Origin of the sequence: Marivirga tractuosa DSM 4126, from assembly GCF_000183425.1 — a bacterium.
Classification (GTDB): Bacteria; Bacteroidota; Bacteroidia; order Cytophagales; family Cyclobacteriaceae; genus Marivirga; species Marivirga tractuosa.
Map to the genome: position 1 here is coordinate 1,079,626 of NC_014759.1, position 17,299 is coordinate 1,096,924.

The window sequence follows — 17,299 nt, forward strand, 5'->3', positions numbered from 1 at the left end:
ATTAAGTGCAGCAAAAAGAAAATAATAGGGGAAACATTTTTAATCCATTTCCGGGCTTAAGGCCTTTCGGAATTGAGGAGAGCTATCTTTACTTTGGTCGTGAGGGTCAGAGTGATGAGGTATTGGCTATACTAGAAAAAAATAGATTTGTCAATATATTGGGCTCATCAGGTACAGGAAAGTCTTCCTTGATGTTCTCTGGTGTAATCCCAACTCTTCATGGTGGCTTTATTTCCAAAGCTGGAAATGAATGGGAAATTATTACTGCCAAGCCCGGTCTGAATCCGATTAAGAATTTAGCTAGGGGATTTAAAAAACATATAGAAGAGCACAGCGCACCAGATTCTGTAGATTACTCCCAATCCTTAATAAACGAATACCTATTTGAGGCAGTTCTTAAAAAAAGTACTAAAGGATTAAGTGACTTATACCAATTAAACAAGCATCTGAAAGGCAAAAACTTATTGATTTATCTAGATCAGTTTGAAGAAATTTTCCGATTTAGAAAACTAGGAGAGACTAAGCACTTAAATGAATCATTAGCTTATGTGAATTTAATTCTGCAGGCTATTGAACAAACAGAAGTTCCTATTTATATCGCATTATCCATGAGATCAGATTTCTTGGGTGATTGTGAGCAGTTCCCAGAATTGACCAATAAAATCAATGACAGTCACTATCTGATTCCTCAAATGACTAGGGAACAGAAAAAGCTAGTCATAACCGGACCAGTTGCTGTGGGTGATGCTAAAATATCTAATAGGTTGGTTCAAAGATTGCTCAATGATATGGGCGACAGGTATGATCAATTGCCTGTTTTACAACATGCCTTAATGCGGACTTGGAATTATTGGACAGAAAGTGGAGATAGTAAGGAGCAATTAGATTTTATTCACTATGAAGCCATTGGTGGAGTGAATGAAGCCTTATCAAGACATGCTGACGAAGCCTTCTATGAACTTGATGAAAATGAAAAACAAATTTGCGAAAAGATTTTCAAAACTATCACTGAAAAAAGAAGTGATAATGACGGGATTAGAAGACCTACCCCTTTAAAAGAGATTGCTCAAATAGTTGATGAGGAAGAATATATTTTAATCAAAATAATTGACAAATTTAGGATTGAGGGTCGTGCTCTTCTTACCCCAAGGGAAGATATAGAATTAAATAGTGAGTCTGTAATTGATATTAGTCATGAGGCTCTAATGAGGGTTTGGTATAGGTTGCGTAACTGGGTTCAAAACGAATCACAATCTGCTCAAATATATTTACGATTATCAGAGGCTGCCACAAAATATCAACAGGGAAGTGGTGGTTTATGGCGTCCACCCGATTTGCAATTGGCAATAGAGTGGAGAAATAAATCAAAACCAACATTAAAGTGGGCACTGCAGTACGAAAATAATTTTGAGGCTGTAATCCTTTTCTTGAATAAAAGTGAAGAGTCTTATAAAAAAGAACTGGAGACAAAAGAGCTTTTGCAAAAAAGGAGACTGAAGCGTTCCAAAATCATAGCATCTGTTTTGGGTACAGCAGCTGTTCTGTCCATCATATTATTATTCTTTGCTTTTAACCAGAGTAATGTTGCAGAAAGACAAAGACAATTAGCAGAGCAGAATTCAATTGAAGCCAAAAGAAATGCAGAAAAAGCTAAGGAGAATGAATTAAAGGCACAGCGACAACAAATTGAAGCTAATAAATCAAGTATTAGAGCTAATAAGGAAAGAAACCGGGCAGAATACAATGTATATCTTGCAATGCAGGCAAGGAGAACTGAAGAAATTGCAAGAAAGCAGGCCAATGAACAAGCTCAAAGAGCTATAGAGCAAAGTCAAATTGCTCAAGAGAGACAAGAGCAATTAGCACTAGCCAACCAAGATTTACAACGTGAACAGAAAAACTCTACCCAGCTAAGTATGAGAGCTGTGGCTCAATCGCTAGCAGTAAAATCATTACAAATGGAGGATGATCAACTGCAAGGAATTTTAGCCTATTTAGGGTTTAAATTCAATATCAACAATGCTGGCTATGATAGTAATAATGACATCTACAATGGCTTATTTTATGCTGTCAAAAACTTTGATTCTGATTACTATAATGCTTTTAAAAGTACTTCTTCGGATGTTCGTTCATTACAATTTGTTCAAGACAAATATCTATACACAACGGGCACTTCAGGAAGAATAAATGCCTGGGAAGTAGAGGACATGGCGGCACAAAGAAGTATTGTGGTATTTGATCAAGAGGGAGTATTTATTAAAAAAATATTTGTAGACGAAAACAATCAAAAACTTATTGCACTTACTGACGGCTCTGATTTTTATGTGATTGATATTTCAAAGAGAATAAGAACCGTGGAAAAACATAGCCTACCAGGAAGCTATGCATTTGATGTAGCATTCATGCAGGGTTCAACAGATTTTTATCTTTCCGCTTCTGATAATATCATATACCAGTTTAAAGACAACAAATTGTCTCCCTTTATTGATACAAATAGCAGAATATATGATATGGAGATCATTAATAAGGATTTGCTAGCTACAGGCAATAATGATGGTAAAATTGAAATATGGGATACAAATGAAAAAAAGAGCAAGATTACTGTCAGGGAAGCTAATAATAAATATATACATTCATTAGCAGTGGGAAATGGCATATTGGCAGCTGGAGATAATTCAGGTCAAGTAACTTTATTTTACCTTGATGACGAATTTAACACAGAAAACTCCATCTCCTTGAGGGGTAATGATGGTGAAATCATGACTGACATTACATTCAATCATGCTGAGAACCAAATTATAGCAGCAAGTACTAAAGGAACAATTCGAATGTGGAACCTAAAAGATCCTGATGAATTCCCAATGATCATAAATGAACCAGGATCTTGGGTAAATGCCATTGCCTTAATGGATAAAAATCACATTTTTGCTGGTTGTAAAGATCAAGTATTTAGGCTTTACCCTATTAAAAGCGAAATATTAGCTGAGACGCTAAAAAACAAATTAAGAAGAGATATTACACCAGAGGAATGGGATAGATACATTGGTGACGATCTGGAATACTCACCTATATTTGAGGAAAGCGTTTTTAAAAGCCAAAGTAGATGAATAAATATTTATTAATCTTATTTTTAAGCTTAATGAGCTCAAAATTAATAGCACAATCTAGCTGTGAAAGAAATTTGAATGAGGCTCGTTCAGATTATTCAAACGGAAATCTATATGCCATTCCTGGTAAGTTAACAGATTGTTTGGAAGAGGGTTTTAGTAAGACCGAAAAAATAGAAGCTCTTCGCTTATTGACTTTAACCTACATAAACATTAATCAGCAAGAAAAAGCTAGAACTACTTTTATCAAATTACTAAATGTAAAAACTGATTACCAAGTACAGGAAAATATAGACCCCTCTGAACTTTATTCTTTATATAGAAAAATTGATACTGATATAAAATATTTTATTGGAGTTACATCTGGTGTCAACTTAAACAGTGTAATCGTTCATCAATACCGAAATACAAACCCATTTGAATCAATGGAATCCATTCATGATCCAAATTATTTAACTAAAATATCAAATCCACAAGTAGGAATTCAGTTTTTATACCCTATAACAAAAAACTTAATCGCTGGCGCAGAAGTTCAATTTCAAAATCAAAGGTTCGACTATGAAGAAACAAATTACCATATTACCGAAGATTACGATAGCGAGAACAGCACGGATGTAGTCATTCCTGAAGACAGTCGTAGTTTTATCCAATACGAAAGCAGTAATAATGGACTAAACCTGAATCTCAATCTAAGGTATATGAAAGATTATTACACATGGAAACCCTTCATTGAAGTCGGGGTCATTGGCAGGTATAATCTAAGTTATAACGTGTTTAATTATGACAATAATTATCAATTAACTGTAGAAGAGGAAATAATTAATGAATTTGATATTTCGTCAAGAAGAACAGATTTCAATGTTGGTATATCTACAAATGTGGGAACTATGCTAAAAATTGGGGAAAACTATGGTGAAGTAAAATTTGGCGTATCGAATTACTTCATCAATCACTTAACTGCTGAAGCAAGAAGAACAGCTCATACTGTTTCGATGGCCAACGCAATGGCTCTGTTAGATGATGACTATACCAACCTAGTTTATCAATTAAGTGTTTCATTCAATATACCTTTTTTCAATTTTAAATGATAAAGAAATCCTACATATACCTTATTCTTTGGATTCCAGTTGCTTTTGCTTGCCAACTAGAACCACTACCAGAAGATATGATGCCCGGCTTCAATAAGCTCTATGCAGTATCAGAAAATGTAGAGGCAATTGACTTTATTTGTAAACCTGACCAAAGCGGTTATCTAATTTTGGCAAATATCAAGACTGATGATGATTCGGACATTGCATTGATCAATGTAAATGCGAGCGGCATGCAAACTGACTTTCATCGAATCACCAATGCGGATTTTTACGATGAAGGAGTAAAAATGAAATTACTTGGGCAAGAAGGAGTCTTGGTACTAACGCACAGAAAAACCTCAGCTCAACAAGAAAATCCAGCGATGAACATGCTGATAAAAGCCGATTTAGATGGACTTCCGGTTGATGTCAATCAAGCAGACAGCGTAGCCGCTGAATTCAAAATTTTACAAATGAACACTTCATCTGAAATCATTGCATTTAAGGACTTTTTGGTCATACCGAATTATTTAATATGCGTGGGATCCATTCGTAATTCCCCAACCTCTAATACAAGTAAAGTGACAGAGATTTTTGAATTAAGTGATATAGACTTTAATCAAAGCTCAACTGAAGAAATTGAAAAAATTCAACAAAAACCTGCGGTCCTCAATTATTCGGGAAGCTATAATCTAAAAATACTTCCGGGGAATAATCCAGATGAAGTTTATGCGGTGATTGGGCAGGAAATCAATGAAAATCCTCAGGAAACAGTGCAAGGCCCATCACTAAATATAATCTGGGAGATATACACTGATTTAGTATCTACTGCTCCAGCGCGTCCGTCCTTAGGCACAGATGAGAATGACAGATTTGCTGATTATCTGCGTCACAGCACAAATGAGAAAGACTATTTTTTGGGGAACTATAATGAAGCCAATAATGATTCTGTATTTTTGATAAGAAAAGAATACATTAATTCACAAAAGGAAAAATCTCAGCAAATTTTTAAATATAGAAGAGATACAACTAATGTAAGTGATGTGGGAAGAACCACTGCAGCAAGCCTAGCAGAAGATTCAGATGGGAATATCGTAGTAGCCACAATAGAAGAAAAGGAATTAAGTACTTACTCCTATCTACAAAAATTTTCGCAAGAAGGAGAAGCACTATTGAACGAAAACATTGAATTTCAAAGTACTGGATTTTACAAGATTAAAAAAATCGAATGTGAACCGAATAATGTAGTCGTAATACTTTCACAAAAAGAATTTGAAAATAATTCGACAGCCATTGGATTAATGAAGATAAAATTTTAGTAAAATTCTATTATTAGATATAAATTTGCTGATTGCTCCCCGAATCTGTATATTGTAAGACACACTAAACGACAAAGTTACGAAACACATCTACCGAAATATTAAGTTTGCTTTTATTTTGAGCTCATTGTTAGTGATGGGGATGAAATCCTATGCAGATGTAACCATCACTACTGCAGATTTAAGTAATATCTGCGTTGATGGGGGTTATTATTCTCTTACTGATATTGTAATCACGGAGAACCTCAATGGAGACTTTGCGAATACTAGTGGGGCAACGCACTATTATAGGATTGAGTTACCGCCTAATTTTGAATTCAATCCAGCAGCTGGAACTATTTCTACCAGTGGTGTTGGGAGTGACATTGATCCATCATTTACAACTTCTCGGGGAACTACATATGTACAAATTGGCCTTGTAATTAATAGTGAGAATGAAATCAATAGTATATTTTTCGAAAATTTCGAAGTTAGAGCCATCAATTCAAGCAGTAGTGGCAATATAACCCGTGTAAATTCTCCATCAGGAACTAATGCTACTGTAAGTGGAGCCCCTTTAGGAAGTATTCATGGAACTATCTCAAGCTTAGCTCCTCCAACTATTAGTAGTGATCCTTTAGACGAAGCCATTTGTGAAAATGGAACAGCATCTTTTTCAGTCTCAGCGTCTGGAAGCGGGATAAGCTACCAATGGCAGCGAAATGCTGGTAGTGGTTTTCAAGATATCGATATTTCTTTAGATGGTGGTATTTACAGCAACTTTAACTCACCTACACTTAATATTTCAAATGCACCAAGTTCCATTAATGGGCATCTCTATCAAGTTGAAATCACTGGAGTTTGTTTGCCAACAGCCACTTCAAGTGCTGCAACTTTAACCGTGAACCCGCTCCCTGCTGCACCTGTAGTAACAAATCAATCTCAGGAATACTGTGTAAACAATATTACTTTCACTTTACCAGAAGCAAGTGGTGGTGGGGGTACTTTTAATTGGTATTCAGATGAGGAACTCACCTCTTTTCTATATACAGGAGCAGTACCTACTCAAGATTCTGATATCGGTTTCGATGAGAATGTAACTGGAACCTATACAGCATATGTAGCAGAAACCTCAGCACAGGGTTGTGAAGGTGAAGCCACTAAAGTAGATTTATGGGTAAAACTTACCCCGAACCCTTTTCCAACTTCTACTACCACTACGCCCTCTTCCAGCTCCGTGTGTGATGGTAGTAATTTAACTTTTACCATTGATACTGCTTTTGCATTTAATTCTTATCAATTAATAGACCAGGCAGGAGATCCATTAAGTTCAAATGTATTAGGTAATGGTGGTAGCATAGATATTCAAACCATTTCTCTTGACCGCGCTACGTATGGAGCTAGTGAGTTAGTGAGAGTAAAAGTCACACGAAATGATACTGGCTGTTCTGAAATACTTACTAATCTTCAAAACCGAAATACCATTTCTATCACCCCTGAACCGGTGGGAACCACTTCTACTGAAACAGCTATTTGTTCTGATGTTCCCCTAGCATTTGATCTTTCTACTTCAGCTGATGCAAATACCGCTACCTATAACATTACCATCAATACCAATGGATTGACTGCCTCTGCTGGTAATCCTGTGAATGGAACTGGTTTTCCTGCTAATGAAATTGCCGATGATGCATGGATTAATAATTCTGGATCAACTGTAGATGTGATTTATAATATCACTCCTGTTAGTGCCAATAATTGTATTGGTAATACATATACAATTACTTTTCCAATTGATCCTGCTCCTATTGTAGCCGCTGACATTACTGCCTCAGTATGTTCTGGAGATGCTGTTGGCGTCAACCTGCCAGCTAGTGATGATAATACCAATACCATCGATTCTTATGATATCACCGCCACCGTGAGTGGAACCCTAACCGGCACTCCGTCTGAACCTACAGGAACAACTAGTATCAATGCCATCAGTGGGGATGCTTTTACCAATACTTCAGGCGCTAATGCCACCATTACCTATACCATCACTCCTTACATAGGAAGCTGCCCTGGAAATGATTTCGATATAGTCGTGACTGTGCAGCCTGAGCCGGTAGTAGCGGCTAACATCTCCACCACCATATGCTCGGGTGATAATGTGGGCGTTGTACTGCCCGATACAGACGATAATGGCGATGCCATCACCACTTACGACATTGCCGCTGCTTTAAGCGGGGTATCAGGATCTGCTTCTACCCCTAATGGCACTACCAGCCAAAATGCCATCCTCAACGATAACTTTACCAATACTTCCAATAGCAATGGTACGGTAACCTATACCATCACGCCTTATGCAAATGGATGTCCGGGCAATACCTTCGATGTGGTTGTGACCGTGCAGCCTGAACCAGTGGTGGCTGCCAACATTCCGGTCGCTATTTGTTCTGGAGATGCCGTGGCTACCAATCTACCGACCACTGATGATAATGGCAATGCCATCGACACTTATGATATTACAGTAGCCTCTACCGGTACTTTCTCTGGCACGCCTACTACGGCTATCGGCACCAACGATGAAACCATTTTGGCAGGCGATACTTTTGTCAACAACTCAGCAGCAGATGCCACCATCACTTATACCATCACCCCTTATACCTCTGCTGGTTGTGCAGATAACACCTTTGATCTGGTCGTAACCGTCTCCCCTGCTCCTATTGTAGCCGCTGACATTACTGCCTCAGTATGTTCTGGAGATGCTGTTGGCGTCAACCTGCCAGCTAGTGATGATAATACCAATACCATCGATTCTTATGATATCACCGCCACCGTGAGTGGAACCCTAACCGGCACTCCGTCTGAACCTACAGGAACAACTAGTATCAATGCCATCAGTGGGGATACTTTTACCAATACTTCAGGTGCTAATGCCACCATTACCTATACCATCACTCCTTACATAGGAAGCTGCCCTGGAAATGATTTCGATATAGTCGTGACTGTGCAGCCACAACCAGTATTCTCACCAGTACCAACAAATATTACAGCTTGCGCTGGAGAGCTTATAGATATAGATTTTTCAACTTTATCAGCAAGTGATATTATAACATGGAGCGCTGATAACAGGAATGTTTTTATCTCTCCGACTGCTCCAACCACTGGTTCCAGTAGTTTAACTTTCGTTACAGCCTCCAATAATACAACCAGTGACAAAGTAACTACATTCACGGTTTCAGCTTCCAATTCTGTCTGTACCACACCAGTAACCACTACCTTTACAATCACAATTAAGCCTACTCCAGATATACTTAACTTCTTTCCACCAGAACCAGTCTGTAGTAATGAAAATGCTGTTGATCTAACAACTTTAGGACTAACGGCTAATATTGGGGGCGGTGAATTTACATTTACAGGACCAGGAGTTAATTCAGTTATGAAAACTTTTGATGCAACTGCTGCTGGATTAGGAACTCAAGAAATACAAGTAACTTATACCACACTGGACGGATGTTCTAAAACTGAAGAAATCACTTTATTGGATGTAATTGCCGAACCTACTGCAAATGCAGGTGGATCTGATCAGGTGTGCGTTAATACTACCTATACTGTCAATGACGCAGTAGCAACTAACAGCGCTGGACTAATGTGGTCTGAAGATGGCTTTGGAACACTAACAAATGCCACAACAATCAACCCAACCTATAATCCACATCCTGATGATGCTGGTAACATTGTCACACTAACATTAACAGTTAGTGGAGTAAGTGCCTGTGGAGATGCCACAGATACTAAAACTTTAACAATCGATGAAAGACCAGAATCTACCATAACCACCACTACTGCCCAAATTTGCGAAACCCAAACCCTTGACCTTATCGCCACCATTGCTGGTGGTGCTACCAGCGGAAACTGGTCTATCACGGGTGGAAATACCATTGGTGCTATTGGGGCTACCACCGACAATAGCGGAAACTGGACGGCTACTTTCTCTCCTTCTGGCACCGCCTTCGGTACGGTTACCGCTCAATTTGAAGCAACCACCTCCAACACTTGTGCTCCTGAAGTGGAAACTTATACTTTCGATGTCTTTGAAAACCCTACCGCTACCATTCCTGCTAACTTTAGCACTTGTGGCGATGCAAGCTTTGATCTTAACGCTACTTTAGGGGGCTCGGCCCTCAACGGTAATTGGGCTGTGATCACCAATGGCACTCCAGCCAATCTTTCTGCCTCTGCTACTTCAGCAGGCATCACTTCGGCTACCTACACACCTGATGCCGCTGATTATAACTCACTGATCACCTTCCAGTTTACTGCTGAAGATCCTGCTGCTGGGCCTTGTGGCGATAATACCTATACGGTCGATGTAACCATCGATGAACCGGCTGGTGTTAGCATCTCTACCGCACCTGCCAACGTGTGCCAGACGCAAACTATAGCCCTGTCCGGTGATTTCTCTGGATCTGCTAGCAGTGCTTCATGGTCAGAAAACGGAAATGGTTCCTTGACCAACATCTCGACTTCTGGCAATACAGTAACCGCTGATTACACCCCTACTGCAGCTGATATTGGCAATACCGTGACCTTTACCCTTACCACTAACAATCCGGCAAATACCTGTAATGCAGTGAGCCAAACCGTAGACTTTATCATCGATGCTCCGGCTCAGGCTACCGTAACCACCACTACTGCCCAAATTTGCGAAACCCAAACCCTTGACCTTATCGCCACCATTGCTGGTGGTGCTACCAGCGGAAACTGGTCTATCACGGGTGGAAATACCATTGGTGCTATTGGGGCTACCACCGACAATAGCGGAAACTGGACGGCTACTTTCTCTCCTTCTGGCACCGCCTTCGGTACGGTTACCGCTCAATTTGAAGCAACCACCTCCAACACTTGTGCTCCTGAAGTGGAAACTTATACTTTCGATGTCTTTGAAAACCCTACCGCTACCATTCCTGCTAACTTTAGCACTTGTGGCGATGCAAGCTTTGATCTTAACGCTACTTTAGGGGGCTCGGCCCTCAACGGTAATTGGGCTGTGATCACCAATGGCACTCCAGCCAATCTTTCTGCCTCTGCTACTTCAGCAGGCATCACTTCGGCTACCTATACACCTGATGCCGCTGATTATAACTCACTGATCACCTTCCAGTTTACTGCTGAAGATCCTGCTGCTGGGCCTTGTGGCGATAATACCTATACGGTCGATGTAACCATCGATGAACCGGCTGGTGCAACTGTTACTTCAACCGCTACTGAGGTTTGCGAAGCAGATCCTTTTACTTTATCTGGAACCATCTCAGGAGGTGCAAATGCTGGTGAATGGCGAATTAAAACAGGACAAACTAGTGCTGCAGAAAATTCAGGAACATTGTCTTCTACGACAGAATCTTCTGGAATCTGGAGTGCTACATTTACACCTGATGGAACTTATCAAGGCTTTGTTGACTTTGAATTTGTTGCTTTTTCTGCTAATACATGTTCTGATGACGTAGAAACTTACACACTTAACATAAGGAACATACCTGTTGTAATAAATCAATCTTACTCTTATTGCGAAGATATTGCTGGAAATGGAACATCAAATCAAAATTTGACAGCATATAATGATCCAATTACAGATGAAAATTTAGGTGATGTAACAATTACATGGTATACTAACAATACACTAGCTACAGAAGTAACTGATGATACTGATGTTGATGTAAGCAACGGTGAAACTTATTACGCTAAAGTTCAATTTAATTCCACCAATTGCTTTGATGTAGCGGAGGTGGATTTTACAGTTAATCCGCAAATTGTAATTGAGGCAGGTTCCAATCAGGAAATATGTGATGGTGAAATCCTAGATTTAACGGAATCCACAGTATTACCAAATCAATCTAATGCCTCCAATTTGCTTTGGACCTCAAGTGGCGATGGTACTTTCGATTTTGATTCTAATTTGAGGCCAATATACACTCCTGGATCAAGTGATTTAAGTAATAGTCCTATTACATTAAGATTAACGGGTAGCAATAGTACTTCATGTACAGACGTTTTTGATGAAATGCAATTAACTATCAAACCAATACCTGTGATAGTAGATGTGCCAGATGAAAACTTATGTGCAGGAGAATCTTTAGCACCTATATCGTTCAATGCAGATATTAGTGGTGGGACTTTTACATGGTCTGCAACTAATTTCACACAATTAGGATTAGGAACCTCTTCTGGATCCGGCAATTTCCCTGCCACTACAGCTCAACCAAATACCACAGGAAGTACAATAACATCTGTAGTTACAGTTAACTATATGTTAAATGGTTGTCCTGCAGGCTCAAAAACTTTTAATATTAATGTAAATCCAACACCAGTAACAGATGATATTCAGGATATAAATGTGTGCCCTGGTGAACCTGTTAATATTAATTTTAACGCCAACACAATTGGTGAGACATTTAATTGGAACAAAGATGGAAATACTGTAGCTGCTTCACCATTATCAACATCTGGGTCAGGAGATATTAGCTTTGTTTCCGCTGAAAATTTCACAGGCAGTGCAATCACTTCTCAGTTTACTTACAGTGCAACATTGAACAGCTGCAGCAGTATTACAAAAACTTTTAGAGTTAACTTATTACCTCAACCAGAAATAGATCCAATTTCACCAATAGTAGTTTGCTCATTCGATAATATCAGTACTAACTTCACTTCCGATGTCCCAGGTGCTACATACAGTTGGACCAACGATAATACTGCATCAGGAATAGCTGCAGCTGGTAACGGTAATATAAATGTCACCGCATCAGAAAATACTACCAGCTCTACAATAGTTAGTAATATAACAGTAACTGCAACTAAAGATGGCTGTGTTAGTGACGTGCAAACCTTTGCTGTCACCGTAAAGCCAAAACCGGTAATACAAGCTGAAAGCACTTTAGAAATATGCCCAGGTGATGCGATCTCTACAATTATATTAACAGATGATTCTGGTGGAAACAGCACCATTTCATGGACAGCTACTAATGCTTCTGCTATTGGACTACCCGCTAGTTCAGGAACAGGTAACATTCCTTCTTTTACAGCAAAAAGTAATAATTCTACATCCACCATAACTTCTAATATCACTGTAACTAGCACATGGAACGGCTGTGTTAGTGATCAAATGAATTTCCAAATTAGGTTAAAACCTACTCCTATTATGAATGCCGTTTCGGATGAAGAGCTTTGTGCTGGTGAAAATTACATCGTGACTTTTGGTAACAGTTTAGGTGCTACAACTTCTTATACTTGGGTTAATGATAACCCCGCCATAGGTCTACCAGCTTCAGGATCAGGAGATAATATAAATTTTACTGCAGCATCAAATACAACTGGATCTGACATTGTAGCAAATATACAGGTAACTCCTAGCAATAATGGATGCGTAGGTCCTGATGAGGTTTTTACCATCACATTAAAACCAACTCCTGTAATTTCAAACATCTCTGATGTAGAATTATGTTCAGATGATTTTGTATCTATTCCATTTACGGTGGATTTACCTAATCCAAATTTAAATGTATCAATTTCAGATAACAGTTTAATAGATGGTGGTATCTCGATTGTTGATAACAAAATTGAATTCACTACATCAGTAAATACCTCTGGTGTAGATCAAACTGCCACTGTTTCGTTGAATGCAGAGAAAAACACCTGTACTAGTGTTGAAACCTTCATTCTGACCTTAAAATACAAGCCAGTGGTCAGTTCAGTTCCAGATCGAGCTGCTGTTTGTCCAGGTGAAATTATAACTGGTCAAAGCTTTGGCCATGATGTCGGGACTGGCTCCTTTGGTTGGGAAATTACCAATCCCTTATTAATTGGAGATGCAACAGCTAGTTCAGGAACTGGAAATTTACCAAGTTTCCAAGCTGCTAATAATATAACTGGTGAGGAAATCGTAGGATATGTTAAGTATTTCAGCACAAGAAATGCTTGTTTAAGTGATGCGGATTCTTTCAAAATCAGTATAAAACCGGCTCCAGTTATCACTAATACGGATATAATTTTTTGTGACGATGAAGAGGCTAATATTTCATTCAGTACCAATACTTCCACTACAAATGCAAGTGGTGATGTTACTTACTACTGGACAAACTCTAATACATCAATTGGGGTTAACAATCCATCTGGAACAACAAATGATAAAATTACTGCAAGTAATTTCTTTACAAATACGGTTAGTGCTACCAATGACAACGTGGCAACTATTGAAGTTTATGCTGTAATAGATGGCTGTACCGGGCCATCAAAAACATTTGAAGTAAGAGTAAAACCTCTTCCTGTGATTACCACTCCTGATGTAGAGTTTTCTCAAACTACTTGTTCTGGAGATACATTTAACTTCAACCCGACTGCCAATATTTCTGCAACACAGTTTAGCTGGAACCTAGTATCAAATCCTGGGGCAGTAACTGGAGTGGCATCATCTGGAACTGGTAACATAAGCCTTGACTTAATTAATAACACCAATACAATTCAGACTATACAATACAGTATTAGTACATTAAATGGTAATTGCCCAGGCGAGACTTCAGTTTTAAACATTACTGTTTATCCAGAACTAAATTTGCAACCGCTGCCAGCAGAAAGAGTTGTTTGTAGCGGAGGTAGCTTTGAAATAGCCCTAGGAACGACAAACAATGTTAATGTTGGAGGCGAAAATGTAATTTATGAATGGGAAGTTTCGCCAAACAATGTTGGAGCAACAGCTGGTGTAGGTACCCAATTAATTGAAACCCTTACGAACAATAAGACAACTGGCGAGAGAGACACAGTGTTTTATTATATCAGGCCAACACTAAACAACGGTCTGTGTGTTGGACTAAGAGATACACTACCTGTCATTGTAAACCCAGACGCCATAGTTTATGCGGGAGTTGACACCACCGTTTGTCAAGGTCAACCAGTCCTGCTTGAAGCAACTATTGATAAAGGTGCTAGTAGTGGCTCATGGTCGGGGGGTATTCCAGAAAACTTTAACAATAGAAACTCTCTTAGTACATTCTATACACCATCTGCTTCAGAGGTAGGAAGAACCATTACATTTACCTTTACATCCAATGATCCTGACGGCTCTGTAGGCCCTTGTACTGCAGTATCGGATCAAGTGGATGTGACTATAGACGAATTACCAACAGCTCTGATTACTGAGAATCCATTCCCTACTGGCGAATACTGTGTTAGAAATGGAAGGCTAGCCTTATCCGGTAATAACACGAATTATAGCAGTCCAGATGTCGTTTTTGATGGTCCTGGAGTAGAATACATTAGTGCGGAACAGAGGTACTATTTCTATCCTGATAGTGCCACAGTGGGTGGTCCTTATAACATTACCTATTCTGTAACAAATGCAAATGGCTGTGTTAATACTGATGAAGTTGCTGTCAGTGTAACAAACGGATTAAGCGCAGGTTTTAGAGTTAATAATGCTTTAAGTGTTGGTAGTGACTATGTCGTTTGTTTTAATCAGTCTGAAATTGAATTAATACAAGATGAAAGAAATGTTATAGGTGAATTCGATGGCAATGGGGTTGAATTCAATGCCAAGGGTGTTCCAATTTTCAATCCTACGAGCCCAGATGTAACTGATACTACGGAAGTTTCTTTTGAAATTTTAGATCCTGCCACTGGCTGTCTGTCACAATCAAGCGTTAATATTATTAGATTACCTGAACCCGTTTTTGAAATCGAGGAATCTAAAGTTTGCGATAGAGATTATTCAATTGTAATTCAAGACCTGACTGTATATGATAACGATTACGACCAGATTGTAGGTCAATTATCATATTCTCAAGTAGACAATAATTTAAACAAGATCGCAAGCATTGATGGAGATACAATTACGTTTGCTACTCCTGGTTCAAAAGAAATCAATGTAACTTGGAATTTCGACTTAGGATGTACACAAACTAAAACTTTGCAGGTTAATGTGGGTAATATTGAATCAATGGACTTCAATATAGACAACATTAAAGTTACCAATATTGGTCAATCCGGCACATCATTTACTGTGGAAGAAGATTTAGCATCTATCACTATTCAGGAATATATTTGGTTCTTTGGCGATGGTTCTCCTTTGGATACGACTACAAACCAAGGAATAGAACATAATTTCACTGAAGCAGGAACATATGATATCATCTTAACAGCCATAGATGAGTATGGATGTCCTACAGTAGTACAAAAAACAATAAACATAGTCCCAGCTATTACGGCAGCTGATCTCCCTTATTTCGAAACTTTTGAGAATAATAATGGGGCTGGATGGTTTACAATAAAAGACAGTACAAGTACTTCGACCTCTTGGATTTACAACAACGGTGTATCAAGCTTTGATAATGAAATAAATAGCTCTGACTATTGGATGACTACACTCAATGGCAAGGCAGGATTTAGAGAAGATGAACGTTCCTATCTAGTTGGTCCAACATTCGATTTAACCAGCCTAGAACGTCCTACCTTATCATTTGATATGTTCCTTGATTTTCAGGATGGTGACAATTCGGGTGCAAGAGTAGAATATAATTTGGGCGATGGGGAATGGCAACAGCTTGGTGTTTTAAATGACGAGCTAAATTGGTATAATGCCGAAAACACTGAACTATTTGACAATGATACAGAGGATGCTGGTCAAGCTTGGGCAGATAATTCAAATGCAAACGATGAAAGAAATCAAGTACCATATGTATGGAGCAGAGTTGCTCATACACTTGATCATCTGAAAAATGAAGGCAACATAACCTTTAGAATCACCTTTGCTAGCAACGATTACGATGAAGAATCTTTGGGTATGGCAATAGATAATTTCTATGTTGGTGAAAGACAGAAAAAGGTATTACTTGAAAACTTTACTAACACTAATTTAAGAGAAGATTATATTACCAATAGAACTAATGTAGAAAATCTTCTAACTTCTGAATTAGGTAATGACCTTTTACCATTGAATTTCCATATTTCGATTCCAAAACCAGATTCAATAAATTTGAGAAATTCAATTGAACTAGATTCACGAGCAAGTGTCTACAGTATTGAAGAAAGTCCTAAACTTGTTGTGGATGGTGAATTGTTCAAAGAAAATATATTTGATTCAAATAATGACGTCTCAGAAGCATTACACAAAAGAATTACAAGAAGATCATTACTTGAACCAAGCAACTTGATCAACATTGACATAGATGAAAATGCAGATGAGCATACAGTACGGTTTGATGCTACATTAATACCAAGCAACGATTCGTCAGCAAATCTTACAACTTACTTCTTTGTCATTGAAAAAAATGTTAACCAATCTGATGGTCTAAATAATATCGTCAGAAAGATTATACCTAATATAAACGGGGTCAATATGGACGAGCTCACCGAAAGAACGGTAACTACCTTCGAATGGGAAGTATCATCAATTTATTATGAGGATTTAGCAGTTGTCTCAGTACTACAAGATAGAAATACTAATAGTATTCTTGAAATCCATGTAGAAAACATTAACCAACCAAAATCGCCAGGCCAGGTCTTGAGCGTTGATAATGGATTTGAATCGCTGGGTATAAGCGTTTATCCGAATCCAAGTAGAGGGAAAATCAATATGGCATTTAGTAAAGCCCTTAGTTCTGACTTGAAAGTATTTATTCTAGATAATAGTGGTAAAATACTCAAAAACACCATAGTTAGTAAGGGTTCTTTACAAAGAGAATTAGATTTAACTGGTTTTGCTTCTGGTGTATATCACATTATTACTAAGAATCCTGAGGGTAAATTAAACAGGCAAAAAGTTGTGATTATTGATTAAGACTATTGCATAAAAAAG

General features: G+C 38.4%; 4 protein-coding genes. All 4 read left to right on the top strand.

All coding sequences use genetic code 11. The features are described from left to right. Positions 1-5 precede the first annotated feature (5 nt). Positions 6-3,107 carry an nSTAND1 domain-containing NTPase gene (locus FTRAC_RS04390; RefSeq protein ID WP_013453024.1) on the top strand — a complete coding sequence of 1,034 codons (3,102 nt, stop codon included), beginning with the start codon at positions 6-8 and terminating at the stop codon, positions 3,105-3,107. Then, entirely contained in the window at positions 3,104-4,195 is a 1,092-nt protein-coding gene (locus FTRAC_RS04395) for a hypothetical protein (RefSeq protein WP_013453025.1), read from the top strand. The genes FTRAC_RS04390 and FTRAC_RS04395 overlap by 4 nt, the downstream gene beginning before the upstream one ends. Beyond that, a complete protein-coding gene (locus FTRAC_RS04400) occupies positions 4,192-5,496 on the top strand; it encodes a hypothetical protein (RefSeq protein ID WP_013453026.1) in 1,305 nt (434 codons plus the stop codon). The genes FTRAC_RS04395 and FTRAC_RS04400 overlap by 4 nt, the downstream gene beginning before the upstream one ends. Before the next feature lie 118 nt (positions 5,497-5,614). After that, positions 5,615-17,281, top strand: a complete 11,667-nt coding sequence (locus FTRAC_RS04405; RefSeq protein ID WP_013453027.1) for a PKD-like domain-containing protein — start codon at positions 5,615-5,617, stop codon at positions 17,279-17,281. Positions 17,282-17,299 lie beyond the last annotated feature (18 nt).